We start from the raw sequence: 25,377 nt of genomic DNA on the forward strand, positions 1-25,377 counted from the left end.
GTCGACTTAGCTTGCTGCAACAGCTGCGGCAACAACAACCAGCAGGATCAGCGGCAGGATGATGCCCTGCGACGAACCTTGGGTCTCTTCGACAACAACAGGTGCTTCAACAACCGGCTCTTCCAGGTTGCCAGCATATGCGGTCGAAGCAGCAGCGGTCAGAGCAGCAGCGAGAACGAGTTTCTTCATATTAACCTCCAGAATTTGCGCGATTCCCAATAGCGAAACCACGCATCTAAGACTTACCTCGTGAGTTTTTCTAATCAGCAATGCAGGCGGATTGCAATTGCAACTTGTCCCGCAAGCGGGTTCGTGCGCGAAAATGTCGTCAAATTAGCAACACTTGCGTGCCGACCTTAGCCATAGAAAACAGTTCGGCGATGTCATCGTTGAACAAGCCAATGCACCCGTTCGACGACCGGCGTCCAATTTTACGCGTATCGTGGGTGCCATGGATGCGATAATACTTCCAGCTCAGATATAAAGCGTGTGTTCCCAGCGGGTTATCAGGACCCGGCGGAATATAATCCGGCCATTCAGGGTTGCGCTTCTTCATCGATGGCGTCGGTGACCAGCTTGGGCCTTCCACCTTGCGAATGACACTGGTGCGTCCGCGACGGGTCAATTCCTCGGTCAGAGGCACCGAAGAGGGGTACAGTTTGTATACGGATTGATCATCTGACCAATAATGCAGCGCTCTGGATACGGTATCCACCAGAATAGCACCGTTTCGAGTGTTCGAAAAATAGGGCTGCCAGTCCAGCGCACGGAATCCCGACACATTGCGGCGTACCGGAGCTTCCGGTTCCGGGGCGGGGCGTAGCGGGTCGCCCGGAATATACTGAGCCAACGCAGGCGAGGCCAAGCTGGCGGTTGCACCGGCCAGGAATCCCCGGCGCGTCGATGTAAGAATATGTTTCTTGACCATGGAGATCGGTCCTCTGCTAACAGCAAATGCAAAATCTAAGGCATTTTATGGCCAGAATGCTTCAGTCGCAAATCAAACCGGCAGAATCACGCAAGGTTGGGGCATTGTAGGTTTGCTCCGGGCGGTCAAGCAGGCTATTTCCCTTCTCGACACAATATTTAGGCCGATCATGACACGTATTCTTTCTCTACTAGCGATTTGTTTTGTCGCACTTGCGGCATGTACCGATTCGGGCACATCCGCTATTGGCGCCGATGGCAGGCCGCTGCCATCCGTGTACAAAATTCGCGGCAACCCTGAAAAGCTGCAGTTTAGAATGCTGGATTCGGTGAATGCCTTGCGGCAGGCATCTGGCTTGCAACAGGTCCAACTGAACTCGCAACTGAATGCAGCTGCCGCCACTCATGCGAAAGACATGGCGCGACAGAATCGGCCCTGGCATTTCGGTTCGGACGGTTCGTCTCCGTTGGATCGCGCGGCGCGCGCCGGTTACTTCGGTACATTCCTGGGTGAAGCGATCTCGGAAACCTTTGAGACCGAGACCGAAACGCTGGCCGCATGGATGCAGGAACCCGGTCCTCGTGCTGTGATCATGGACCCGCGCGCCACCCAGATGGGATTCGCCTGGCACCAAGAAGGCGGTGGCAAGATCTGGTGGACGCTGGAAATGGGATCCGGCGGCTGATCACGCCAGCTAAAGAAACAAAAAAAGCCCCCGACAAACCGGGGGCTTTTTTTGTTGATAAGTGGGCCAATCAGGCAGCTTGCATCGATTGCGCTTCAGTCAGAATGGCATACAGCTTTACCGGGTCAGGGTTGGCCCGCAGCTTGGCGCAGACCGATTGCTCGCGCAGCGTGCGCGAGACCAACGCCAGCGCCTTAAGGTGTTCAACCCCCGCCTCTTCTGGCGCAAACAGGGAAAACGCCAAATCGACCGGCTGACGGTCGACCGAACCGAAGTCGATGGGCTTTTCCAGCATGACAAACACGCCCGAAACCGATTCCAGTTCAGAAAGCCGTGCGTGTGGAAGTGCAACACCATGTCCAACACCAGTTGGGCCAAGGCTCTCCCTCTCAAGCAGGCTGTCTACGATCGTCTGAGCATCCAGCCCAAGCGTCGCGGCGCCCACATCGCCAATTTCCTGAAACAAACGCTTCTTGCTGGAAGCAGCGGACAGTACACGCACCGCTTCTGGCTTCAGAATGCTCGAAAGCTCCATCATTTTGCTCCTAAGCCGTGCCCCCAGCTATTCGGGGGCAGGCCGATTAGTCTTGCCTGTTACGGATCGATCCAACCGATATTGCCGTCCTCGCGGCGATAAACGACATTCAATCCGTCCTTGTTCTCATTTCGGAACACCAGTACCGGAGCACCAGCGAGTTCCATCTGCATGACGGCTTCACCGACACTGAGCGATGGGATCTTGGTTTCCATCTCAGCCACGATCATAGGCTGCAGCGATTCGGGTTCGTCTGCCGTCTCCGATTCGTCAGAGGCGAGGATATAAGAGGACGCGCCAAAGAGTTCAACCGGCTCGGACCGATCCTTATGGTGGTCTTTCAGGCGGCGCTTATAGCGTCGCAGTTGTGTCTCCATCTTGTCGCAGCAGCCTTCGAATGCCGCGTAGATCTCGGTCGCGTGCGCCTTGGCCTGTGCGGTCAGGCCGGTCGACAGATGCACGGTGGTTTCGCATACATATTCATGCGCCGAACGGGAAAAGACGACGTTGGCGTCTGTAGGCCGCTGGGCATATTTGCCCACGACCTCGCCCAGTTCGGTCTGCACATGGGTCTGCAGGGCCGCACCGATGTCGATCTGTTTTCCGCTGATTTGGTAACGCATGTGATCTCCTTCACAATTCACACCCATTCTGACGTCGCGTAACGCGACTGACTTGTTTTTATCGGGTGGGGGGTATCGGCATGTTCTGCGGTTGCCGTTGGCCCGGCCCTTCAACGAAGGGAGATCGAGATCCAGTTTGGAACCGAAGAAATGCCATATGCCAATTGAGCCAAGAGGTGAGGGAAGAGTCAATCAAAACAGGTGTGTATATACGTGATTTCCGTCATGCATCAGGCGCATCTCCGCACAACCTTATGAAATACGGAAGTTTTCACCCAGATAGACCCGGCGAACATTTTCGTTTTCGACAACTTCATCGGGCGTGCCCGACATCAAAACCTGGCCGTCATGCAAGATATAAGCCCGATCCACAATCTCCAGTGTTTCCCGGACGTTATGATCCGTGATCAGTACTCCGATGCCACGCTTTTTCAGATCGGCCACCAGATGCCGGATATCACCGACACTGATCGGATCGACACCCGCAAATGGTTCGTCCAACAGCAGATATTTCGGATCGGCGGCCAGACAGCGCGCAATTTCGACCCGGCGGCGTTCCCCGCCGGACAATGCCAATGCAGGCGCTCGGCGCAGGTGTTCGATGGAAAAGTCCGATAGCAGCTCTTCCAGCCGCTCCTTGCGGCGATGGGCATGTTTAACCGTGATATCTAGAACCGAAGCGATGTTGTCTTCAACGCTCATCCCGCGGAAAATCGACATCTCCTGCGGCAGATATCCGATCCCCATCCGTGCACGACGATACATCGGCAGGGTCGTGACGCTCTGCCCATCAATCGTGACCGTGCCCGCTTCGGGGAAAACCAGACCGGCGACAGAATAAAAAGTGGTGGTCTTGCCCGATCCGTTCGGGCCTAGCAACGCCACGACCTCGGAGCGGTTCAATTCCATGGACACATCGCGAATGACGGTCTTCTTGCGATAAGACTTTCGTAGCTTTTCGATCTTCAGACCGGAAGAACCTTCAGCGATGGAGAGTTCGGGCCGGTTCATCAGTTGCCACCTTGTTGCAGAATGGTTTTGACACGCCCTGACATCGTCGCGGTTCCCGTCGTCAGATTTGCAATCATCTCGTCGCCGCTGATGATACTTGGGCCCTGCGTCAGCAACACGTTGCCCTTCATCTCAATCACGCCGGAGTCGATGGTGTATTCTGCCCAATCGCCCTCGGCTGCGTCGGGCGGACTGACCAGAACCACGTTTTCGGTGGCCTCCATCCGTTCGATGGCCGAGCGTTCTTCGTTATAGATGACAAGAACCCGGTCTGCCGTCAGGCGCATCTCACCCTGGATGACAATGACGTCGCCGATAAACTCGGCCGATCCATCTTCCTGATTCACGTTCAATGTCTCGGACGTCACCTCGACCGGCAGCGTCGGGTCGGCATTGACCGAGCCGAACGCCACCTGAGCCTCTTGTGCAGAAACAGGTGTGGCTCCGACAGCCACGGCTAGACACAAAAAGGCGACACGTAAATCGAACACAAGTTATCTTTCTGCTTTTTGCGGCTCATATATCAACTTCACGCCGCCTGTAAAAAGAATATGAACCGGACCGTCCTTTTTTTCGGTCCCAAACACCATTCTTCCGGCAGTAAAGTCGCCAATCGGACCGGTCCCGTCAATCTGTCCAGGGGTATCACCACGTATTTCATCCAGCGACGTATTCAACAGGTCGGTAGTGACCTGGATGCCGTCTCTGGTGGTGATGACCACATCCCCTGCAAACGTTGCAGTACCCTTGTCTGGCCTGATGATGCCTGTGTTGGATTCGAGTGTGATCTCGCCCCCATTGCTTAGTCCAAAGCGGCCCTGCACTTCGGCTGCCGTCGGTGTGTCGCCATCGCCACCCTGACTGGCCCTTCGGGCTTCGACGCGGATTTCCTCGCCCTTGCGGGTGACACCTTTATAGTCGGGCCGCGTTACCACCTGATCTGTCAGCCGGTCGTCAATATCCTGATCACTGAACGGCACCGAGACATTGGTGTCGACGCTGCGAGAAAGAAGAAAGACAGAAGACAGCAACAAAATCGCCACAAGCGGTAGCAGTACCTTCAGGAACTGCACCCATCGGGAATGGCGATCAACTTCAGCCATCTTCCTAACCCAATCCTACACGCAGACAGTCATGTATGTGCAGCAGACCCAAAGCTGGGCCATTTGTGTCAGGATCAACCACAAAGAGTGACGTGATCTTGCGATCGTTCATGATTGCAACCGCCTCCTCCGCCATGGCACTTGGCGCAATGGTCATTGGGTTTTCGGTCATCACCTCTTCGGTGTTTTTGCTCAATAGCCCGTCCATGTTCCTGCGCAGGTCGCCATCGGTCACAATACCCAGCAAACGACCTGCCTGATCAGTGACTCCCACAACACCAAAGCTCTTCTGACTCATGACCAGCAGTGCCTCGCTCATCGGGGTGCCAGCGGTCACCAAGGGCAAATCTTCATGCATCAGATCACGCACAGTTGACAGTCGCGCCCCCAACTTTCCACCGGGGTGGTAAGCGCGGAAATCTTCGGGTTTGAAATCCCGGTACTTCATCAGCGCAATCGCCAGCGCGTCGCCCATCGCAAGGGTCAGCGTCGTCGAAATTGAAGGCACCATCCCAAAGCCGCAGGCCTCTCCCAGTGACGGGATCAGCAGATGCACATCCGCCTGTTTCATCAAGGTGCTTTCCGGCTTGCTCGACAACCCGATCAGCGGAATTCCAAAGCGACGCGTAAAGGCCAGCAAGTTCGCCAGTTCCGGCGCTTCACCTGAGTTCGAGATCGCAAGGACCACATCGCCTTTCGAGACCATCCCTAAATCACCATGGCTGGCTTCGGCGGGATGGACAAAATAGGCGGGCGTGCCAGTGCTGGCCAGAGTCGCCGCGATCTTGTGGCCAATATGGCCGGATTTGCCGATACCACTGATAATGATGCGGCCAGTGGCCTGCAGGATCAGTTGCACGGCTTCGGCGAAATGCTCGTCCAAGCTTTCGGCAAGGACCTCCAATGCGCGGGCTTCGTCGGTAACGACCTGCCGGGCGGTTCTCAGGAATGCTTCGGTGTCAGTCATGAGTGCGCAAAAATATCGGTTTCGGGCCAGCCTGCGAGGTCAAGCTTCGCACGCATTGGCAGGAAGTCAAAACACGCCTGCGCCATTTCGGTGCGGCCTTCGCGGGCCAGACGTCCGTCCAGTGCATCCCGCAGTTGGTGCAGGTACAAAACATCCGATGCCGCATAGTCCAACTGGGCATCAGTCAGCGTTTCAGCGCCCCAATCGCTCATCTGCTGCTGCTTCGAGATATCGACGCCAATCAGTTCCTGACACAGGTTCTTAAGACCATGACGATCAGTATAGGTGCGCACCAAACGGCTGGCGATCTTGGTGCAATAGACCGGGGCGGCCAAAGCGCCGAAGGTGTGATACATCGCAGCAATATCGAAGCGGCCAAAGTGGAACAGCTTCAAAACATTCGGGTTTTCCAGCATCGCACAGAGGTTCGGCGCCTGCGTCTGCCCAATCTCGACCTGAACGATATGGCTGTTGCCGTCCCCTCCTGACATCTGGATCACGCACAGGCGATCTCGATGCGGGTTCAACCCCATGGTTTCACAGTCAATGGCCACAACCGGGCCCAGATCCAGCCCGTCCGGCAGGTCATTTTTATACAAGTGGTTCGCCACGGAAATGTCCTTTGTGCGCTTTCGGCCCCGAGATAGGCGGTTTGGCCCGCAAACTCAACGCCGTCCTTGGAAAAGCGGCACCCTTGACCTTGTGGCCAACACTTGAACTATGGATCGGCGACACCGCGATTGAGAAATTCCGACAATGCTCAGCATCCTGAGAAACCGCACTTACAGACATCTGCTGGCCGCGCAGATCGTGGCGCTGACCGGAACCGGGCTGGCGACGGTTGCCTTGGGGCTGTTAGCCTTTGATCTGGCCGGAGAGGCCGCAGGGTTGGTCCTTGGTACCGCTCTGACGATCAAAATGATCGCCTATGTCACCGTTGCCCCGCTTGCTGCTGCCTTTGCCGAGCGGCTGGATCGTCGCCGGATGCTGGTCGCACTGGATCTGGTGCGCGCTGTGGTTGCGCTCTGCCTGCCATTTGTGTCCGAAATCTGGCAGGTCTACGTGCTGATCTTTGTGCTGCAATCCGCCTCAGCCGGATTTACACCCGCGTTTCAGGCCACCATCCCGGATGTTTTGACCAACGAACAGGACTATACCAAAGCCCTGTCCCTGTCGCGGCTGGCTTACGATCTGGAAAGCCTGCTGAGCCCGATGCTGGCCGCCACCTTGCTGCTGTTCGTCAGTTTCGACAGCCTGTTTCTGGGCACCTGTATCGGTTTTGTTGCCTCGGCCCTGCTTGTGGTGTCTGCAACCCTACCCTCACCCAAACCGTCCAAGCCGCGCGGGATCTACGACCGCACCACGCGCGGCATCCGAATTTACCTCAAAACCCCGCGCCTGCGGGGCCTGCTGGCACTAAGTTGGAGCGCAGCCGCGCTCAGCTCGATGGTCATCGTCAACACGGTCGTGATCGTGCGCGGCGATCTTGGTCTTTCTGAAAGCGCCGTTGCCATCGCGCTGGCCGGGTTCGGTGGCGGTTCGATGCTGGCAGCATTTGCACTGCCACGCCTTCTGAATCACATTCCAGAGCGTCGCGTCATGCTGGGTGGTGCATCATTGGCGACGGGCACCATGGCAGCAGCGGCGCTGCTATCTGCCACCATACCGATGACGCTGGGCTTACTGACAACGACCTGGCTATTGGTCGGCTTTGGATACTCCAGCACGTTGACGCCCTCGGGCCGCCTGCTGACCCGATCCGCCCACCCCGAAGATCGACCCGCTGTGTTTGCCGCACAGTTCACTCTGTCTCATGCTTGCTGGCTGGTGCTTTATCCCCTGGCCGGGTGGCTGATGACCCGCTTTGGCGTAACTGTGGCCATGGCCGGAATGGTAACTGCCGCGATTCTGGGTCTGGTATTTGTGCTCATTGCCTGGCCACGGCGCGAAGACAATGCGGTGGTCCATAACCATCCTGACCTTCCACAGGACCACCCCCACCTGTCTGGGCCAAAACCTCATGCGCATCCGATCATCATTGATGAACTGCATCCCCGTTATCCGCACCAGCCTTGAGCCCGAACACCAAACTACCCTAAACCGAGGCGAAGTTGCCTGAACCCGGAGCCGCAATGGACCAGCTTGACCGACGCATCATCGCCGCTTTGCAACACAATGCACGCGATTCGACGACCCTCATCGCCTCTAAGCTTGGCGTCGCCCGAACAACGGTGCATGAACGCATCAATCGAATGGAAGAGCGGGGCGTCATCGCTGGTTACTCGGTCGTCCTGCGCGAAACCGAAGATACGCCACGCGTTCAGATCATCGTTCTGCTTGAAGTGCAGCAGAAAGAAACCACACGGATCATCAAGCGGCTTGAAGCTTATCCCGAGGTCAAACTGTGTTTGTCGATCAATGGCGAATTTGACCTGCTGCTTTCCGCCGAAGCGCCACGGATCGAAGACCTCGACATTCTGGTCGATGAACTTGCGCGCATCCCTGGCGTGTCGCGCACCAACACCAGCGTGGTCTTCGGTCGAAAGATTGATCGAAACTAAGGCACGCTAACTCTCTGTAAACAGGTAACTGGATAGCTTGGCCCGGACTGATCAGAATCCCGGACCGGCAGAATGCCAATTCAAAACCTCCTGATTGCGGCGCTTATGTTTTTGGCGCAGGCCGCAGACGCGGCGACAACGGCAGCTCTTTGTGACCGCGCAGCGCAACGGGCTGCGCTGGCCGAAGACGTTCCGCTCGATGTTCTAAAGGCAATTGCCCGCGTAGAAACAGGCCGCACGCAAAACGGAGCACTGGAACCCTGGCCATGGACCGTCAATCGTGAAGGACAGGGATATTGGTTTGCCTCCGAGGTTGAGGCAAAGTCTTACGTGTTCGACATCTTCAAATCCGGTGTACGCAGCTTTGATGTCGGTTGCTTTCAGATCAATTATCGTTGGCATGGTAAGGCTTTTCGCTCGATCGACGCGATGTTCGATCCGGATGAAAACGCAACCTATGCAGCACGGTTTCTGGCCCAGCTTTATGCGGAACTTGGATCATGGCCCGCCGCTGCCGGGGCTTACCACTCGCGCACGCAGCACCTCGCGGCCTCATATTCTGACCGTTTTCAGACGGTCCTGGCGCAGCTGGATGGCTCGGGCACAGCCCACGAACGCGATCCATTCACCGCATCTGCCAGCCCACTCATCCCGCTGAACGCTCATCCGGTCGGCCAGAACGCGCTGGGTTCACTGGTTCCCGAAACCTCTACAGCCACCGCCTTTATCGCCTTCAATTAGGAGCAGATAGTGCCCCGTATCGATCCCCGCACCTTGTTCTCCCCGACCATATTGCTGGCGCTGGCGCTGATGGCGGTCATCGTGATGATGATCCTGCCCATGCCAGCCTGGGTACTGGACGTGGGTCTGGCGGCATCCTTTGCGCTGGCGATACTGATCTTCACATTGACGCTGTTCATCGAACGGCCACTGGATTTCTCATCCTTCCCGACGATCCTGCTGGCCTCACTGATGTTGCGCTTGTCGCTGAACGTGTCCTCAACCAAGCTGATCATCGGTCAGGGGCACACCGGCACCAACGCCGCTGGTAACGTGATCGAAGGTTTCGCCCAGTTTGTCATGGGCGGCAGCATCTTTCTGGGCCTTGTGGTGTTTGGCGTTCTGCTGATCGTGAACTTCATGGTCATCACAAAGGGTGCGGCCCGCATGGCCGAAGTGGGTGCCCGGTTCGCGCTGGACGGGATGCCAGGCAAACAGTTGGCCATCGACAGTGATATGTCGGCTGGAGCCATCGATCACCAGCAAGCCAAAGAACGGCGCGAGCGCGAGCAGCAGGAAACCACCTTTTTTGGTTCGCTCGACGGCGCGTCGAAATTCGTCAAAGGCGATGCGATTGCCGGGTTGCTGATCACACTTCTCAACCTCGTGATGGGATTGGTCATGGGGGTCATCGTGCATGGGATGCCGGTATCGTCCGCCTTCGAAACCTATGCAATCCTGACCGTTGGGGACGGGTTGGTGTCGCAGATACCAGCAGTGATCATCTCGATTGCGTCCGCCTTGCTGTTGGCGCGTGGCGGTACGCAGGGTGCAACCGACAATGCGATCTTCTCGCAGCTTGGACGCCACCCGGCGGCGTTGGGCACCGTAGCGGTTCTGATGGTGCTGTTCGCCCTGGTGCCCGGTTTGCCGTTCTTACCGTTCATTCTTGGGGCCGGGGTGCTGGGCTATGCGGCTTATTCAGGCCTCAGAAAACGCAACGCCAGCGAGGCAGAGGCTCAGACCCCCGAGGCCGAGTCTGACACTCCGGTCTCGCAGGCTATCGGTGATATCCTGGACCTCGACGACGTTCACTTGGAATTCGCCCCCGATCTGGTCAGCATGGTGCTGAATCCCGGTACCGGCCTTGACGCGCGGATCGCCAACATGCGGACCTATGTCGCCTCAAGCTTTGGGCTTATCCTGCCCGAAATTCGATTGACTGACCGCGCCGATCTTCCGACCGGAACCTATGTGATCAAAGTACAAGGGGTCGAACAGGCGCGTGGTGTTCTGAATTCTGAACTCGTGCTCGCACTGGTACAGGACGGGCACGACTTTCTACCTGATGGCACCGATGTGACCGAACCCGTCTACGGTGCCCCGGCGCGCTGGATATTGCCCAAGGACCAGGAGGTCGCCGCACTGAATGGGGCCACCATCGTCACCCCTCCTGAAATTCTGGCGACCCATCTGCTTGAGATCATCAAACAGAATTTCTCGCGCCTTTTGACCCTGAAATCCCTTCGCCGCCTGCTGTCCGAGATGACGCGGCTCAGCGATCCGACCCGAGCTGAAGCCAACCGCAAAATGCTGGACGAATTGATCCCAGACAAGGTGCCGATCGACACACTGCATGCTGTTCTGCGGCTGTTGCTAGACGAACGGGTCTCGATCCGGAACATGGCGCTGATCCTTGAAAGCGTGGCTGAAGCACGATTGACCACCACCCAGCCCGAAGGGATCTGCGAACTGGTCCGCCAGCGGCTGGGCTTTCAACTGGTTGCCGACATGAAGCGCGAGGACGGCTCGATCCCTCTGATCCAACTCGCGCCGGAATGGGAGGACACATTTGCCACCTACCAGATCGACGCCGCGAACGCAGGTATCGACGTGGCACTACCGCCCAACCTGTTCAATAAGCTGGCCGATGGGGTTGTCGATAGCGTCGCAAAATCAGCAGATCACGGGTTGTTCCCGGCGGTCGTAACCACGACCCGCCGACGCAGATTGCTCAGGACCATTATGCACGCGCGCGGCGTCGCCAACCCCGTCCTGTCTTTTGAAGAGATCGGGCTTGAGGCGCGCCCCGCCTTGGTCGGAACGGTGCCCGCGTGATCTCAGTCCCGTCAGAGCTTTTGCCACATCTGGGGCAAAACCTGTGGCATCTGTTCGCCGTATTTCTTCGTGTGTCCGCATTGGTTTCGCTGCTACCGGCCTTTGGTGAACGCAGCGTCCCTGTGCGGGTCAAACTGGGCGTGGCAGTTGCTTTCACAATGATTGTCATTCCCGCCATACCCGCATCGGGTGTTATGCCGGGCTTTCACAAAATGATTGGATTAATCACCATCGAAGTCTTGATCGGTCTTATGCTCGGCATCGGGTTGCGCCTATTTGTCCTTGCACTACAAACTGCAGGTTCAATCGCGGCGCAAGCGACATCCTTGTCTCAGATCCTGGGCGGAGCGGCCGCAGAACCTGTCCCGGCGATGGGGTATCTGCTGACGCTGGCCGGCTTGGCGCTGGCGGTATTGCTTGGCCTTCATATCCGTGCAGCGCAGTTCATGATCCACAGCTATATGCTGTTTCCGATGGGCGCGCTTCCAACTGCGCCTGATCTGTCGCAATGGGGCGTTGCGCAAGTCGCCCGCAGCTTTGGACTGGCCTTTGCGCTGGCTATGCCCTTTGTCATCGCATCGCTGATCTACAACCTCGCACTGGGCGTAATTAACCGCGCCATGCCGCAGCTCATGGTCGCTTTTGTCGGTGCCCCAGCAATCACTTTCGCAGGCCTTTTCCTGCTTTTCGCCGGGGCACCATTGATCCTGGCAACCTGGTCTGACGCTTTGTTCGCCTTTCTCCAAAATCCTCTGGGAGGGCTGAGATGAGCGCATCAGACGACGACAGTGATAAGTCATTTGAGGCGACCCCGCAAAAGCTGGAAAAAGCCCGCAAAAAAGGCGAGGTGGCGAAGTCCAATGATCTGTCGGTGGTGGCTGCATACATGGGACTGCTCGTCGCACTTTTGCTCACGGGGCAATTCACGGCAGAGCATCTGGGGACTGTGTTCGTGGTCTTGATCGACCAATCAGATCAATTCGCAAGCTTGCTGACCGTCGGACCCGCGACATCCACCGTCGCTGGGATTCTGAGATCAACTATGGCACCAATCGCCGCGTTGTTTATCGTTCCGGCAGTCGCGGTGTTGCTCAGCCTGATCGCCCAGCGCGCACTGATCTTCGCGCCGGAAAAGCTGAAACCACGCGGTTCACGCATCTCGATCGTCTCAAACGCAAAGAACAAGTTTGGCAGGGGCGGGTTGTTCGAATTCGCCAAGAGCTTTGTTAAATTGTTGATCTATGGAACATGCCTGACCCTATTTTTACACGTCCACCTGCCCGAGATTCTGACAGCTAGTGCAGCCGCTCCGAGATCCTCAATTCTGTTGATGATGAACTTACTAAGCCAATTTCTGTTTATCGCCATAATGATCGCGCTGGCGATCGGCGTGATCGACTATCTGTGGCAACATGCCGAACACCTTCGCAAAAACAGAATGTCACGCAAAGAAATTCAAGATGAAACCAAGGATTCCGAGGGTGATCCGCACGTCAAACAGCAGCGTCGCCAACGCGCGCAGGACATAGCAACCAATCAGATGATGGCGGATGTGCCCAAGGCCGATGTGGTGATCGTCAACCCGACGCACTATGCGGTGGCGCTGAAATGGTCGCGAGCAAGTGGCAGCGCTCCGGTTTGCGTCGCCAAAGGGGTAGATGAAATCGCGGCAACAATCAGGGCCACGGCCGGAGACGCAGGCATTCCTATTCATTCCGATCCACCAACAGCACGCGCATTGCACGCGACCGTCGGGATCGGACAGGAAATTACCGAAGAATACTACCGACCCGTTGCAGCTGCTATTCGGTTTGCCGAAGCCATGCGCAAACGAGCGAAGGGTCAGGTCGGATGACGCAAGATCGCATAGACAACCTTTTGACCGTCGCCGAAGCTGTTTATCAACGGGAACACCAAAAATTGCACCCTTTGTTGCAGCGCGAAGCCCAGTTGCTTCAGCAATTGACGCGTCTGGATTCTCAATTAGCCGAAGTAAAATCGACGAGTTCACAGTCGGATGGCTATCAGGTCACCGGCGCAGACCTGTTGTGGCACGGCTGGGAATCTTTGACACGGCGCAACCTGAACACCGAGTTGGCGCGCCTGCGATCACAAAAGCTTGCGGCAATGGAAGAATTGCGTGGGGCATTTGGGCGCAAACTGGCCGTTGCCGATCTGTCGCGCCGCCTGCAGGAACACAAGCGACGCGTGCGACAATCTAAAGCTCAGGAATCGTAACCCCAACCCGTTCAGGTATCCTGTCGGCTGACACTCATGATCAGAACTTGCGAGACATCTTCGCCCAGATCCTTTCTCGCAACCTCCAGCAACGCATTGCGCAAAGCCGTCAGGTTGTCTGACCGCGTGAATGCGCCGTCAAACCCGCCGATATTGGCGTGATCAAACAGAACTTGCAGAAACCGGTCCCTTAATTTTGGCTCGATCTCATAAAACGCTTCGGCAATCCCCGGCCTCACCTCAAGGCTGAGGGACATGGTGACGAGCGCCGATATCTCGTCCTCAGAAACCACGGGGACCACGAACTGTTTGGTGAGTTTCAGATACTCATGTGTTTCTGATTGATCATCTTTGCCGGGTTTAGTTTTGTTTTTCTTGTCTTCATTGGGTTTTTGCCCAACCTCCGCAAGATCTTCAGCTTCCCCGGAAGGGGACAATAGGATCCGGGCGCCCGCACCGGCAGCCAGGCCGAAAACCAGAAAAACGATCGGTAGTAGTTTTCCCATCAGAACGGCCCTCAGAACGGTAGCAAGGTATCAAGTATCTGTTGTCCATAGCGTGGTTGCTGCACATCCGTGATCTGCCCGCGGCCACCATAAGACACCCGCGCTGACGCGATCTTGTCATAGGTGATTTCATTCTGGCGCGAGATATCTTCGGGGCGGACATAGCCCGAGACCAGCAGTTCCCGAAGTTCGAAATTCACCCGCAGTTCTTGCGATCCAGAAATCGAAAGCACACCGTTTGGCAACACGTCGACGACCGTTGCCGCCACGCGCAAGGTCAATTTTTCTTTGCGTTTGACCGATCCCTTGCCTTTGCTGACCGAAGCCGAGTCAATTGAAACGGCATCATCAAGTGAGGCCCCTTCAGGTAGTCGTTCACCTGCGCGCTGAGGAAGGCCGAAGAGTTCCGGCACCGCAAGACTTTCTGACCCGGCCCGCGACCGGTTGGTGTCGTTGGATATTTCGGCCTTTTCATCCAGCTCGATCACGACTGTCAGAATATCCCCTTTTTTCATCGCCCGTTGATCACCAAGCAAGGAATGCTGACCGCCACTCCACAAAGATGACTGATCAACGGTTCGCTGAGGCTGGCTGTGCAAAGGTAGTCCGGGCCACAGCATCGCAACATGCTCAGGCGATTCCGTGTTTGGTGTCAGGCTGGGCGGCTTGCCAAGGTGGTCCAATCGTCCACACGCCGCAACACTCAGAACGACAAATAGCAGGGGTTTCGAAAGGCTCGGCATCATTTAACCTCAATTTGTCCATCGGGACGGATTACGCCCGTTACTGTTGTGCGAGACGCCAGATTCATGACACGGATACGCTCGCCTGCTGCGCCCCGGCCCAACGCGCGGCCTTCGGCAGTGATCGATAGCGCGACGTGATCGAACACCAGCGTCACCAGATCGTTTCGGTCCACGATCGCAGGCGGACCGACATCGGCAGGGCGGATTGGTCGACCTGGATAAAGCGCGACGCGTGCCTCCTGACCGATAAGATCCTCTGGCCTACGAACCGCCCCATTGACCTCAGAGGTCTTGACTTCGATGTCGGATGAGACAATGACCTCTTTGGCGCGGATCGTGCGGGTCGGCACAACGATCTCGGCCAAGCTTGGCATCGGCATCATGCATAGTATGAGGGTTAACAGGCGCATCACCGCACCTGCGTGGTCGCGCCCATCATCTGGTCGACGGCGGAAATAACTTTGGCGTTCATTTCATAGCCACGCTGCGCTTCGATCAGTTCCGTGACCTCGCGCACCGCATCGACTGAGCTGTCCTCAAGATAGCCCTGCCGCAATGTGCCCAGCCCATCTTCGCCCGGGGTGCCGACAACCGGAGCGCCCGAGGCTTCGGTTTCCTTGAAGAGGTTGCTACCAATCGCCTCAAGACCCTTGGCGTTCGAGAAGCTGGCCAGCGTAAACTCGCCCAGCAACTGCCCCTCGGCCGTATCATCGAAATAGGCATAAACCTCACCCGCCGCATTGATCGAGATCGATCTGGCATCGTCTGGAATGGTAATTTCAGGGGCAACGGCAAAGCCATCAGAAGTTACGATCAGACCTTCGGCCGAACGTTTCAGGCTTCCGTCTCGGGTAAAGGCGGATTGGCCATTCGGCATGGTGACTTCAAGGTAACCTCGCCCTTCGATGGCGATATCCAGATCACTGCCCGTTGCCGAGAGCCCACCCTGTTGCAGCTGTACGGTGACGGCGGCAGGGCGCACGCCCAACCCCAGCTGAATACCTGTCGGAAGGACCGTTCCATCCGAGGCATTGACCGCCCCGGCGCGCACCATCTGTTGATAGTGCAGATCGGCAAACTCGGCCCGGCGGGTGTTGTAGCCGGTTGTATTCATATTCGCGAGGTTGTTTGAAATTGTCTCAACCCGCATCTGCTGTGCGGTCATGCCCGTAGCCGCGATCTTCAATGCTCGCATGTCGTATTCTCCTTCCGGTAATCAGCGCATCAATGCCTTAAGCGCCCCGCGAACCCGTTCGTCTTCGGCCTCAAGAAAACTCTGCCCGAGCTCGTAGGCCCGCTGAATTTCAATCATCCGGGTCACCTGACCAATGGCATTGACATTCGATCCTTCGAGGAACCGATGCAGCACGACCGGCTCGTCCACCGGGTCCACCTGCCCGCCTGCACGGAAATGTGTGCTTCCTTCGCGCACCAGGTTTTCGGGATCGGCGACGTTGTAGACACCGATCTGGCTCAGAAATTGTCCATCGACGCTCATCGTGCCGTCGCTGCCAACATCGATCGTTGCGGCGTCGGGCGGGACAAAGACCGGCGCGCCATTGCTGTCCAGAACCCGGTGCCCGTCCATCGTCACTAGATCGCCCTCAGCATTGGGTGAAAAACTACCGGAACGCGTCAGGCGGTTCCCAGCGGGCGTTTCGATCATAAAGAACCCGTCCCCTTCGATGGCAAAGTCGAAGGACCCGCCTGTCTCGGTCAGCACACCTTGTTGCAGAGAAGTGTTTCGAACCTGCGCACGGCTGAGCGATAGTGAAGGATTGCCCGGCATATCCCGGACGAATTCGGAGAAAACCAACCCCTGCTGACGATACCCGGTCGTGTTGGCATTGGCGATATTGTTGGCCACCATTCGCATCTCATCCATGAGACCGGATTGGCGGGACAAGGTGACATAAGTGGTGTCCATCAGCGACCTTCGGCAATAAGCGGGACCAATGTCCCGGTAAAAAACGTAACAAGGGTCTGGGTCATGAAGCCCATCGACATCCAGAACACGACCACGATTGCAATCAGCTTAGGCACGAAGGTCAGGGTCATCTCCTGAACCGAGGTCAGGGCCTGAAACAAACCAACTGTAAGGCCCGAGATCAGCGCCACCGCCAGAATCGGAACCGACGTGATGACTGCAACCCAAAGCGCCTGGCGCACAATGTCGTAGAACAGACCTTCGCTCAGCATCGTTCAGACCGGCATCCGCAAGATTTCCTGATAGGCTTCAACGACTTTGTTCCGAACAATCACAGCCGTTTCCACTGCCAACTCTGTCTGCGCCAGCGCCTGAACCAAAGCGTGCGGGTCGGCCTGCCCAACCATCGAAGATTGCGTGACTTGCTCGCTTTGTTTCAGCGTCGCCACGAAATCCTGAAACGAGGATCGCAGCCCTTGCGCTGTCCCCTGATGTTCGGGGTCGGCCTGCGTTGCAGGGCGCGCACCCGTATAGTTCTGCGCGGCGGTAAGTGAGCGAACATCCATTCTGGTATTCCTTTATTTACGGAGTAGATCCATCAGACTCGATGACATCTGCCGGGTCTGGTCGAACATCTTGAGGTTGGCTTCATAGCTACGCTGCGCCTCTCGGGCGTCTGCGATTTCGATCATCAGATCGACGTTTGATCCTCTGTAATGGCCTGTCTCATCAGCCATAGGGTGGCCAGGATCATAAATTCGGCTCAGGTCGCGACGATCGAGTTTGACGCGCCCCGCCTGAACCATCTCTTTTCCGTCCCGTTCGACTGTCTCAAACGGGACTGTCTTACGCCGGTATCCCGGCGTATCGGCGTTCGAGATGTTCTCGGACACATGACGCAACCGCGCTGCTTGCGCACGCAGTGCGCTAGCCGACGCGTCCAACGAGTAGGAAAAATCGCTCATCGTGAAACCCCCTATGCCCGGCCCAGACTCGTGCGCAGCACACCGATTGAAGACTTGTAGATCGCTAATGCCCGGTCATGTTGTCGCTTGACCTCGACAGCTTTCAGCATCTCTTCTTCCAATGAAACACCATTGCCATTCGGATCGCTCGAAGCCGCGACCGTGAATTCAACCCAAGGCTGAGCGCGCACATCACCATTCAGATGACCCGTCCGAGTCGTGGTCATCGCGACCTCTCGGCTCGTGTTTTCAAACGCTGTCTGGAAGGCTTCAATATCGCGGGGCTTGTATCCCGGCGTATCCGCGTTGGCCATGTTGCGCGCAACAACCGCTTGCCGTTGTCCGGCATGGGTTGCCATTGCGTACGCAGTCTTAAAGACGTTCAGGTCATTGAACATCGGGGCTTCTCCCTCGATCAATTTCAATCAAGGCTTAACCCCGATTCCTTTAGAAACCGTTTTCAACAAATCTATTTGGAGGACCTGCGATGGCCGATCTCGATCCGATGCGTTTGAAATGCGAATTCGATAGGATGTCGGCGGTACACCATATCGGGCGTGTGACCGGTGTTGCGCGCGGCGTGGTTGAAATCGATGGTCTGACCGCCCAAGCCCGGATCGGGGATCATCTGACGCTACGCCGACGAAAAGGCCCGGACCTGCCGGGCGAGGTCCTGCATGTCGAAGCAGGCGCGATCCATATGCTGCCAGCCTCCGCACCCGATGGCGTAAGCCTGGGGGATCAGGTCTCTCTCGACCAGATGCCTGCCTTTGCGCCCGGAATGCATTGGCTTGGGCGGGTGATCGATCCGTTTGGCAAACCTCTGGACGGCAAGCCCCTGCTGCCTGGCACGCTTGAACGTGACCTTATGCAGGCCCCGCCAACTGCGGTATCGCGCAAGCCGCTGGGCGGTCGTATGGAAACCGGGTTGGCCATCCTCAACACGATGCTGCCCATTGTCCAGGGTCAGCGAATCGGCCTGTTCGCTGGTTCAGGCGTTGGCAAATCGACACTTCTGGCGACGCTTGCCCGCTCAGTCCAGGCGGATGCTGTGGTCGTTGCATTGGTGGGCGAACGCGGGCGCGAAGTGAATGAGTTTGTCGAGAACGCCCTGGGTGCCGAAGGTCTGAAACGATCCGTCGTCGTGGCCGCAACCTCAGATCAATCGGCCCTGAGACGCAGACGGTGCGCATGGTCGGCCATGTCGGTGGCGGAATTCCTGCGGGATCAAGGGTTAAACGTTCTGTTTCTGGCCGATTCAGTTACCCGCTTTGCCGAAGCGCACCGCGAGATTGCCGCCGCAATGGGTGAAGCCCCATCGCTACGTGGCTACCCGCCATCGGTCACGCCGCTGATTGCAAATCTGTGCGAACGGGCGGGTCCCGGAACTCCCGATCAAGGTGACATCACCGCAGTCTTCAGTGTTCTTGTCGCGGGTTCTGACATGGACGAGCCCATTGCGGACATTCTGCGCGGCGTCTTGGACGGACATGTCGTGCTGAGCCGGGACATCGCCGAACGCGGGCGCTTCCCGGCCATTGACCTCAGCCGATCCGTATCACGCAGCCTACCAGGTGCGGCGACCGCAGATGAGAACCAGTTGATTACAGAAACCCGCAAGCTGGTCGGCAGTTATGAGCAATCTGAGGTGATGATCAAAGCCGGTCTCTATGCCGAAGGAACAGATCCTTTGTTGGATCGCGCCGTCCGGGTCCACGAAGAGCTAGATAGCTTTTTTGCGAAGGCTGATCCCGATGGTATCGAAAACAGCTTTAATCGATTATCTCTGATTTTAAGGCGCGCTGGTGTAAACCCGGTGTCGCAGTCTTAGAATTCAGAACAGTTTTAAGTGTTAAGCCCACCTTAACACCTGCCCTGCTAGGCCAGTAAGCGGGTGAATAGAAGGTGGTGGAGATGGGTGCGCAATCCAATGTGGCGCCAATCATCATCAAGAAGAAACGTGTATCGGGTGGCGATGCTCACCACGGTGGTGCGTGGAAGGTCGCGTATGCGGACTTTGTCACTGCCATGATGGCGTTCTTCATGTTGATGTGGCTGCTGAATGCAACGACCGAGACGCAACGCAAGGGTCTGGCGGATTATTTTTCGCCCACGATTCCGGTCAATCCGGTCTCGGGCGGCGGCGATGGTGCCTTCGGCGGTGACAACATGTTTTCGGAAAAAACCATGGTTATGGATGGATCAGGTGCCAGCAATCGGAACCCCACCGAGGCGAAACAGGCGCGCGGATCAACCGGCGTGGATGCGAAAGGCGGCGGTAAGGGTGCGTTCGAAGATTTCTCGTCGCTCGAGGCGCAGTTGTTGGGGCGCGCTGGGGAAAGCCTTGTGTCCGATAAGATGCGCAAGCACATCGTGACCCGCGTCACCGACGAAGGGCTGGTGGTCGAGCTGTTCGCCACTGAGGATCAACCGTTGTTCGAAGCGGGGACAGACACGCCAACCCAAATGATGCGCGCGCTGACACTTTTGGTAGCGCGGTCTTCTGATCTGGTGACAAACGCAATTGCGGTTGAAGGGCATGTGCGGTCTGCACCCGTCGTGTTGGCGAATAACCCGGTCTGGGATCTGTCGACCGCGCGGGCGCAAAGCACCCGCCAACTGCTGCAGAACAAAGGCATCCAGCCACAGAGGTTGGACCGCGTGACTGGGCACGCGGACCGAGAGCTTTCGGATAAAAACCCCATGGCGGTACGCAATAATCGAATTGAGATCATCTTTTTACGCAACCCTTAAGGGGTAAAGGATAGACAGCATTTTAGCTGTTAGCCGGCTGTTAAGGGCCAGTGCGGTACGTGTTGCAGCAACGAATGACGCAACAAAAGGGCGTACCGATGACCATATCCTCTTCGCTGAATGCCGGTGTGGCAGCGTTGAAGGCCAACGCCAACAGGCTGGCCACGATCTCTGACAACATCGCCAATTCATCAACATTTGGCTATAAAAGGGTCGAGACCGACTTTCACTCCATGGTCACGTCTGGTCAGGGCGGCAGCTATTCGGCAGGCGGGGTCAGAACCACCAGCCAACGCCTGATAGATCAGCGCGGATCGCTGGTAACCACCAACAATTCAACCGATCTGGCCGTGCGCGGTAGAGGCATGCTGCCTGTCCGTCCCAGTTCGCAGATCGCGTCAGGTTCAAATGAGATGCTGCTGACCACGACAGGCTCATTCCGCACCAATGAGGAGGGGTATCTGGTCACACAATCCGGCCTTGTACTTCTTGGCTGGCGTGCCAATCCAGATGGCTCGATCCCCAGCGTCCCGAGGGATACGCCCGCCGCTCTGGAACCCATTCAGCTAAGCGTTAATCAACTTTCGGGCGCCCCCACAACATCCATGAACCTGCGGATGAACCTGCCTGCAACAGCGACCGACGCCGGTGCTCCGGGTGACACGCAGCCCTTGTCGGTCGAGTATTTTGACAATTTGGGCAAGTCTGAAAGCGTCGATATCGAATTGGTCCCCACCGTTCCTGCAACCGGCAGCAGCAATGAATGGACCATGACATTGCGCGATTCAGCCTCGGGCGGCGCTGTCATCGGAGAATATACCCTGACCTTCACCGATAGCCGTACAGCCGGTGGTACACTAGCCAGCGTCACCGCCGTGACCGGCGGTGCCTATGACCCGGCAAACGGCAGCGTTGTCGTCAACGTCGCCGGCGGACCGATGGAGATCAACATCGGCCAGATCGGCGATGCGGACGGCATTACACAGCTTTCCGATACCTTTGCTCCGGTTTCGATCACACGCGATGGTTCGGCCGTTGGCACGATGACAAGCGTACAGGTTGATGAGAACGGCTATGTCTATGCTTTCTATGATACTGGGGTCAGCCGCCGGATGTTCCAGATTCCACTGGCCGATGTGCCGAATCCAAACGGTCTGACGGCGTTGGACAGTCAGACCTATGCCCCCTCGCGCGACAGCGGCACCTTTTTCTTATGGAACGCAGGTGAAGGTCCGACAGGCGATCTCGTGTCTTTCGCACGCGAGGAATCGACCACCGATGTCGCCACCGAGTTGACCTCAATGATCCAGACCCAGCGGGCCTATTCCTCAAGCGCCAAGGTCATTCAGACTGTGGATGAGATGCTGCAGGAAACCACCAATATCAAACGCTGATCTGATGATTGATCAACGAAAGGGATGCGTCCGATGAATATGTCGACAGCACTGAACAACGCTCTGGGCGGGCTGAGCGCAGCCAGCCGTGGTGCGGCGGTGGTTTCAGGAAACATCGCCAACGCCTTGACCCCGGGATATGCTCGCAGATCGCTTGAACTGGCGACCAGCGCAGTTTCTGGTAATGGCGTTCGTGTCGTTGGTATCACTCGGCACCAGGATCCGGTACTGATCGCAAACCGCCGTGCGACCGATGCAGACCTGATGGCAGCCAAAACCGTGGCGCAATTTCATTCAGGTTACGAGAAACTGTTGGGGGCAGCCGACGATGCCACTTCGATCTCGGCCAGACTGGCCCAATTCGAAAGCAGTCTGATTACAGCTGCAAGCCTGCCCGGCTCAGCCCAACGGCTGGATCAGGCTGCCCGTGCAGGCGGTACATTGAGCACAGCGCTCAATACAGCGTCCGAAGGGGTGCGGCAAATGCGATCCGATGCGGATCGCACGATAGGCAAACAGGTCGATACGCTGAATCAGACTCTGAAAGACATCGAGAAACTGAATGCTCGTATCCCCGCTGTCCGCAATTCGGGCGGTGATATTGGCGCGCTGTTGGATCATCGTCAGATTCTGGTCGATCAAGTCAACGAGTTGGTGCCTGTCAACGCGATCGCGCGCGATAATGATCAGATTTCCCTTTATTCCGATGGCGGGTTGATCCTGCTGGAAGGAACCGCGGCCGAGTTTTCGTTCTCGACCACAGGCGATACCATGCCGCATATGACCGTTGGCAACGGGTTGTTGTCCGGGCTCGAGATCAACGGCCGACCCGTTCGCGTGAGCGGAGAGTTCGCCCAAATCCGAGGCGGCGCATTGATGGCCCAGTTCTCGGTCCGCGACGAACTGACCGTCGAAGCGCAAGCCGATCTGGACGCCGTCGCCCGCGACCTGATCGAGCGCTTTGAAACCACCGGGTTGGACCCGACCGCTGCCGCGACCGATCCGGGCGTCTTCACGGATAACGGCAGCCGCTTTGATCCGGTTTCTGAAACCGGTCTTGCGTCGCGCATCTCACTAAATGTTGTGGTCGACCCGGATGCAGGGGGTGACAGCTGGAGATTACGCGCGGGTCTGGGGGCATTGACCCCCGGTGCGCCGGGTGATGCCAGCCAGTTGCAAGCTTTTGGGGCCGTTCTGACCGACTCGCGCCCGGCCCCCAGCGTGGGGTTTGGGACAGGCACGATGCGCGCGGCGGAGATCGCCGAGGCGTTGCTTTCCAAAGCCGGGGCAAACGCACACACAGCTGACCAGCGCAGCAGTTTTGCAGCAAACGCGCAGCTGGAGGTGCAAAAAATCGTCGCGGAGCAAGGTGTTGACAGTGACGCGGAACTGCAGCGCTTGATGCAGATCGAGCAGGCCTATGCCGCAAACGCACGCATCGTCGCCGTCGTGGATGAACTGATGGATACCCTGTTGAGGTTATGAACATGACACTGAATTCGATCGGGGATCTGGCCCGCGGTCTTACCCTCAGAACTCGCAGCGCCGAGATCAAATCACAAATCGAAACACTGTCGTATGAGATGTCCACCGGCAAGGTGCAGGATATCTCGGGCCGTCTGGGTGGTGATTACTCGCACCTACTGGATCTAGATCGCAGCCTGGAACGGTTGGACGCGCTTTCCATCGCCACCGCCGAGGCGCGGCTATTCACGGACGCAATGCAATTGAGCCTGACAACGCTAAGCGGCTCGGTCGCCGAGATGTCAGCGTCGCTGCTATCATTCGGCACGGCGAACCAGACCGTGACACATGAACAAGCATCGGTTCAGGCACGAAATGAGCTCGACACAATGATCTCAGCCCTGAATACGCGGGCGGGAGGGCGCAGCCTGTATTCTGGAACATCGACTGACGTCTCACCTCTGCCCTCCGCTGAAACATTATTGACAGCGCTGCAGGCCGAATTGATAGGGCTGACCTCCCTAACAGATATCCAACAGGCCGCTGAGGATTGGTTCAACGACCCCGCCGGATTTGATGCGGTGATATATCAAGGTGGCACAGACACCTTGGCTCCGATGCAGATTTCCGAGAACGAGCGGATCACGCTTCCGATCACTGCGACAGACCCCACGCTCAAGGACGCTTTGCGCGATGTTGCGGTTGCGGCTCTGGCCACAGATGATGCGCTTGGATGGACACCTGATCTACGAACCGCATTGTTCACGCAGCTTGGTGTTGAGTTGGCCAATACACAGGATGCGACGGTCAATTTGCGCGCCCAGGTCGGCGCGGCTGAGGCGCGTGTGGCGCAAGCCGCAACGCGCAACGCCGCCGCAAAGACCAGCGCTGAGCATGCGCGCAATGCGTTGATCGCTGCAGATCCCTATGAGACTGCAGCACAGTTGCAAACCGTGCAGTTCCAACTGGAGAGTCTGTATTCCGTGACCGTTCGCAACGCCAACCTGTCACTGGTGAATTTCCTGAGATGAAGATACTCGTATTCCTTTTGATAACCTTACCCTGCATTGCCAATGCGGGGGCCATACGCCTGAAAGATCTGGTGGATTTCGACGGTGTCCGCGGCAATGATCTGGTTGGCTACGGCCTTGTGGTTGGCCTGAATGGCACCGGCGACGGCTTGCGCAATTCTCCGTTCACCGAAGAGATTATGTCCAACATTCTCGAACGGCTGGGTGTAAACGTGAATGGCGAAGATTTTCGCCCCAAAAACGTCGCCGCCGTATTGGTCACCGCCACCCTACCACCCTTCGCGCGCGTCGGCGGTCAGATTGACGTCACCGTCTCTGCCATTGGAGATTCCAAAGGACTTCTTGGGGGGACATTGATCATGACACCCCTGAATGCAGCAGATGGTCAGATTTATGCCGTGGCGCAAGGGACAGTGCTAGCCGGAGGCGCTGCGGTTGAAGGCGAAGCAGCGTCGGTTGTAAGCGGGGTGCCGACATCGGGCGTCATACCCTCGGGCGCGCGTGTGGAGCGCGAGATCGATTTTCAGCTTGCTGATTTGACTCAATTCAGACTGGCGCTGAGAGAACCGGATTTCACGACCGCAAGCCGCATTGAGGCCGCCATCAACAGAGAATTCAACCGCGCCGTCGCACTCATGCGCGATTCCGGCACTGTGGAGTTGAGCATTGAGGCGACGCGGGCCGTATCAACCGCGCATGCGATTGGACGTATTGAAAACATACTGGTCGAACCCGAAAGCAAGGCCCGCGTCGTGGTGGATCAGAGATCCGGCACAATTGTTATGGGTCGGGACGTCAGGATTTCACGCGTGGCGGTATCGCAGGGCAACTTGACCCTCACAGTCGAGGAAGCCCCGATTGCCGTTCAGCCCAATCCGTTTGCGCGGGGTGAAACCGTCGTTGTTCCACGCACCTTTGCCGGGATCGAAGAGGAAGAAGGAACCGGGCTTGCAGAAATCCCCGAGGCAACCACCTTGTCCGAAGTGGTCGCCGGGTTGAACGCCTTGGGCGTGTCGCCACGCGATATGATCGACATCCTGAAAACCATCAAAGCTGCCGGGGCACTTCATGCTGAGTTCATCGTGAGATGAGCAGTCAGAC

The 25,377-nt window shown here is 57.1% G+C and carries 32 protein-coding genes; 14 read left to right on the forward strand and 18 right to left on the reverse strand.

The window, feature by feature from the left end; all coding sequences use genetic code 11:
• Positions 1–6: 6 nt before the first annotated feature.
• Positions 7–189: a hypothetical protein gene (locus ACR0EN_RS14885; RefSeq protein ID WP_010442520.1), complete on the reverse strand. Its 183-nt coding sequence runs from the start codon at positions 187–189 to the stop codon at positions 7–9.
• 139 nt (positions 190–328) lie between these two features.
• On the reverse strand, positions 329–928 hold the full coding sequence (locus ACR0EN_RS14890; RefSeq protein ID WP_170395325.1) for a L,D-transpeptidase: 600 nt from the start codon (positions 926–928) through the stop codon (positions 329–331).
• A gap of 169 nt (positions 929–1,097) precedes the next feature.
• On the opposite strand from ACR0EN_RS14890, the gene dalA reads away from it, so the two are divergent.
• Positions 1,098–1,613 (forward strand): divisome-associated lipoprotein DalA, encoded by a 516-nt coding sequence (dalA, locus tag ACR0EN_RS14895; protein ID WP_255611997.1) that lies wholly within the window; start codon positions 1,098–1,100, stop codon positions 1,611–1,613.
• 70 nt (positions 1,614–1,683) lie between these two features.
• Here the strand turns inward: dalA and ACR0EN_RS14900 are convergent, their stop codons facing one another.
• The 7 genes from ACR0EN_RS14900 to ACR0EN_RS14930 all read right to left on the reverse strand — a co-directional run bounded on the left by ACR0EN_RS14900 (position 1,684) and on the right by ACR0EN_RS14930 (position 6,463).
• Positions 1,684–2,148 (reverse strand): PTS sugar transporter subunit IIA, encoded by a 465-nt coding sequence (locus ACR0EN_RS14900; RefSeq protein WP_170395318.1) that lies wholly within the window; start codon positions 2,146–2,148, stop codon positions 1,684–1,686.
• A gap of 59 nt (positions 2,149–2,207) precedes the next feature.
• Positions 2,208–2,771 carry a ribosome hibernation-promoting factor, HPF/YfiA family gene (gene hpf / locus ACR0EN_RS14905; RefSeq protein ID WP_039541074.1) on the reverse strand — a complete coding sequence of 188 codons (564 nt, stop codon included), beginning with the start codon at positions 2,769–2,771 and terminating at the stop codon, positions 2,208–2,210.
• Between the two features lie 252 nt (positions 2,772–3,023).
• Entirely contained in the window at positions 3,024–3,782 is a 759-nt protein-coding gene (lptB, locus tag ACR0EN_RS14910; protein ID WP_170395315.1) for an LPS export ABC transporter ATP-binding protein, read from the reverse strand.
• Complete coding sequence (locus ACR0EN_RS14915; RefSeq protein WP_480587495.1) at positions 3,782–4,273, reverse strand: LptA/OstA family protein; 492 nt, start codon at positions 4,271–4,273, stop codon at positions 3,782–3,784. The genes lptB and ACR0EN_RS14915 overlap by 1 nt, the downstream gene beginning before the upstream one ends.
• A 3-nt stretch (positions 4,274–4,276) precedes the next feature.
• Positions 4,277–4,885: an LPS export ABC transporter periplasmic protein LptC gene (gene lptC / locus ACR0EN_RS14920; RefSeq protein WP_170818503.1), complete on the reverse strand. Its 609-nt coding sequence runs from the start codon at positions 4,883–4,885 to the stop codon at positions 4,277–4,279.
• A 4-nt stretch (positions 4,886–4,889) separates the two neighbouring features.
• On the reverse strand, positions 4,890–5,852 hold the full coding sequence (locus tag ACR0EN_RS14925; protein ID WP_170818502.1) for a KpsF/GutQ family sugar-phosphate isomerase: 963 nt from the start codon (positions 5,850–5,852) through the stop codon (positions 4,890–4,892).
• Positions 5,849–6,463 (reverse strand): ribonuclease D, encoded by a 615-nt coding sequence (locus ACR0EN_RS14930; protein WP_170597160.1) that lies wholly within the window; start codon positions 6,461–6,463, stop codon positions 5,849–5,851. Before ACR0EN_RS14930 ends, ACR0EN_RS14925 begins: the two co-directional genes overlap by 4 nt.
• A 145-nt stretch (positions 6,464–6,608) precedes the next feature.
• Here ACR0EN_RS14930 and ACR0EN_RS14935 point away from each other — a divergent pair, with 145 nt between their 5' ends.
• The 7 genes from ACR0EN_RS14935 (at position 6,609) to ACR0EN_RS14965 (ending at position 13,489) form a co-directional block, all read left to right on the forward strand.
• On the forward strand, positions 6,609–7,928 hold the full coding sequence (locus tag ACR0EN_RS14935; protein WP_480587498.1) for an MFS transporter: 1,320 nt from the start codon (positions 6,609–6,611) through the stop codon (positions 7,926–7,928).
• Between the two features lie 56 nt (positions 7,929–7,984).
• Complete coding sequence (locus ACR0EN_RS14940; protein WP_170613652.1) at positions 7,985–8,413, forward strand: Lrp/AsnC family transcriptional regulator; 429 nt, start codon at positions 7,985–7,987, stop codon at positions 8,411–8,413.
• 72 nt (positions 8,414–8,485) lie between these two features.
• Positions 8,486–9,154, forward strand: a complete 669-nt coding sequence (locus tag ACR0EN_RS14945) for a transglycosylase SLT domain-containing protein (protein ID WP_223117450.1) — start codon at positions 8,486–8,488, stop codon at positions 9,152–9,154.
• Between the two features lie 9 nt (positions 9,155–9,163).
• A complete protein-coding gene (gene flhA / locus ACR0EN_RS14950; protein WP_480587503.1) occupies positions 9,164–11,251 on the forward strand; it encodes a flagellar biosynthesis protein FlhA in 2,088 nt (695 codons plus the stop codon).
• The gene (locus tag ACR0EN_RS14955) at positions 11,248–12,021 is read left to right on the forward strand and encodes a flagellar biosynthetic protein FliR (protein ID WP_170597155.1); all 774 of its coding nucleotides are present in this window, start codon (positions 11,248–11,250) and stop codon (positions 12,019–12,021) included. The genes flhA and ACR0EN_RS14955 overlap by 4 nt, the downstream gene beginning before the upstream one ends.
• On the forward strand, positions 12,018–13,106 hold the full coding sequence (flhB, locus tag ACR0EN_RS14960; protein ID WP_480587506.1) for a flagellar type III secretion system protein FlhB: 1,089 nt from the start codon (positions 12,018–12,020) through the stop codon (positions 13,104–13,106). Before ACR0EN_RS14955 ends, flhB begins: the two co-directional genes overlap by 4 nt.
• A gap of 23 nt (positions 13,107–13,129) precedes the next feature.
• Positions 13,130–13,489, forward strand: a complete 360-nt coding sequence (locus ACR0EN_RS14965; protein ID WP_480437394.1) for a hypothetical protein — start codon at positions 13,130–13,132, stop codon at positions 13,487–13,489.
• A gap of 11 nt (positions 13,490–13,500) precedes the next feature.
• Here ACR0EN_RS14965 and ACR0EN_RS14970 read toward each other — a convergent pair whose 3' ends face one another.
• Genes ACR0EN_RS14970 through ACR0EN_RS15010 form a run of 9 tightly spaced genes read right to left on the reverse strand, consistent with a single transcriptional unit; the run spans position 13,501 to position 18,031 of the window.
• Positions 13,501–13,995: a flagellar basal body-associated FliL family protein gene (locus ACR0EN_RS14970; RefSeq protein WP_170423323.1), complete on the reverse strand. Its 495-nt coding sequence runs from the start codon at positions 13,993–13,995 to the stop codon at positions 13,501–13,503.
• Between the two features lie 11 nt (positions 13,996–14,006).
• Positions 14,007–14,738: a flagellar basal body L-ring protein FlgH gene (gene flgH, locus ACR0EN_RS14975; protein WP_170395282.1), complete on the reverse strand. Its 732-nt coding sequence runs from the start codon at positions 14,736–14,738 to the stop codon at positions 14,007–14,009.
• Positions 14,738–15,151: a flagellar basal body P-ring formation chaperone FlgA gene (gene flgA / locus ACR0EN_RS14980; RefSeq protein ID WP_170818494.1), complete on the reverse strand. Its 414-nt coding sequence runs from the start codon at positions 15,149–15,151 to the stop codon at positions 14,738–14,740. Before flgA ends, flgH begins: the two co-directional genes overlap by 1 nt.
• Positions 15,151–15,936 carry a flagellar basal-body rod protein FlgG gene (flgG, locus tag ACR0EN_RS14985; protein WP_170626328.1) on the reverse strand — a complete coding sequence of 262 codons (786 nt, stop codon included), beginning with the start codon at positions 15,934–15,936 and terminating at the stop codon, positions 15,151–15,153. The genes flgA and flgG overlap by 1 nt, the downstream gene beginning before the upstream one ends.
• Before the next feature lie 21 nt (positions 15,937–15,957).
• The gene (locus tag ACR0EN_RS14990; protein WP_170818493.1) at positions 15,958–16,668 is read right to left on the reverse strand and encodes a flagellar hook-basal body complex protein; all 711 of its coding nucleotides are present in this window, start codon (positions 16,666–16,668) and stop codon (positions 15,958–15,960) included.
• The gene (locus tag ACR0EN_RS14995) at positions 16,668–16,940 is read right to left on the reverse strand and encodes a flagellar biosynthetic protein FliQ (RefSeq protein WP_170818492.1); all 273 of its coding nucleotides are present in this window, start codon (positions 16,938–16,940) and stop codon (positions 16,668–16,670) included. Before ACR0EN_RS14995 ends, ACR0EN_RS14990 begins: the two co-directional genes overlap by 1 nt.
• 3 nt (positions 16,941–16,943) lie before the next feature.
• Positions 16,944–17,234: a flagellar hook-basal body complex protein FliE gene (gene fliE / locus ACR0EN_RS15000; protein ID WP_170734158.1), complete on the reverse strand. Its 291-nt coding sequence runs from the start codon at positions 17,232–17,234 to the stop codon at positions 16,944–16,946.
• 12 nt (positions 17,235–17,246) lie between these two features.
• Positions 17,247–17,633, reverse strand: a complete 387-nt coding sequence (gene flgC, locus ACR0EN_RS15005; protein WP_170395265.1) for a flagellar basal body rod protein FlgC — start codon at positions 17,631–17,633, stop codon at positions 17,247–17,249.
• 11 nt (positions 17,634–17,644) lie between these two features.
• Positions 17,645–18,031 (reverse strand): FlgB family protein, encoded by a 387-nt coding sequence (locus ACR0EN_RS15010; RefSeq protein ID WP_170818491.1) that lies wholly within the window; start codon positions 18,029–18,031, stop codon positions 17,645–17,647.
• A 107-nt stretch (positions 18,032–18,138) separates the two neighbouring features.
• Here ACR0EN_RS15010 and ACR0EN_RS15015 point away from each other — a divergent pair, with 107 nt between their 5' ends.
• From ACR0EN_RS15015 to ACR0EN_RS15040, 6 genes are all read left to right on the forward strand, one after another.
• The gene (locus ACR0EN_RS15015) at positions 18,139–19,464 is read left to right on the forward strand and encodes a FliI/YscN family ATPase (RefSeq protein ID WP_480587565.1); all 1,326 of its coding nucleotides are present in this window, start codon (positions 18,139–18,141) and stop codon (positions 19,462–19,464) included.
• Positions 19,465–19,547: 83 nt separating this feature from the next.
• Positions 19,548–20,387 carry a flagellar motor protein MotB gene (locus ACR0EN_RS15020; protein WP_170818489.1) on the forward strand — a complete coding sequence of 280 codons (840 nt, stop codon included), beginning with the start codon at positions 19,548–19,550 and terminating at the stop codon, positions 20,385–20,387.
• Between the two features lie 98 nt (positions 20,388–20,485).
• The gene (locus ACR0EN_RS15025; protein ID WP_255611994.1) at positions 20,486–21,781 is read left to right on the forward strand and encodes a flagellar hook protein FlgE; all 1,296 of its coding nucleotides are present in this window, start codon (positions 20,486–20,488) and stop codon (positions 21,779–21,781) included.
• Positions 21,782–21,814: 33 nt separating this feature from the next.
• Positions 21,815–23,266, forward strand: coding sequence for a flagellar hook-associated protein FlgK (gene flgK, locus ACR0EN_RS15030; protein WP_480587513.1), 1,452 nt, complete (start codon positions 21,815–21,817; stop codon positions 23,264–23,266).
• 2 nt (positions 23,267–23,268) lie between these two features.
• The gene (locus ACR0EN_RS15035) at positions 23,269–24,276 is read left to right on the forward strand and encodes a flagellin (RefSeq protein ID WP_480587516.1); all 1,008 of its coding nucleotides are present in this window, start codon (positions 23,269–23,271) and stop codon (positions 24,274–24,276) included.
• Positions 24,273–25,367: a flagellar basal body P-ring protein FlgI gene (locus ACR0EN_RS15040; RefSeq protein ID WP_170818486.1), complete on the forward strand. Its 1,095-nt coding sequence runs from the start codon at positions 24,273–24,275 to the stop codon at positions 25,365–25,367. Before ACR0EN_RS15035 ends, ACR0EN_RS15040 begins: the two co-directional genes overlap by 4 nt.
• The last annotated feature ends 10 nt before the right edge of the window (positions 25,368–25,377 follow it).

Source organism: Ruegeria sp. AB7 (assembly GCF_056542625.1).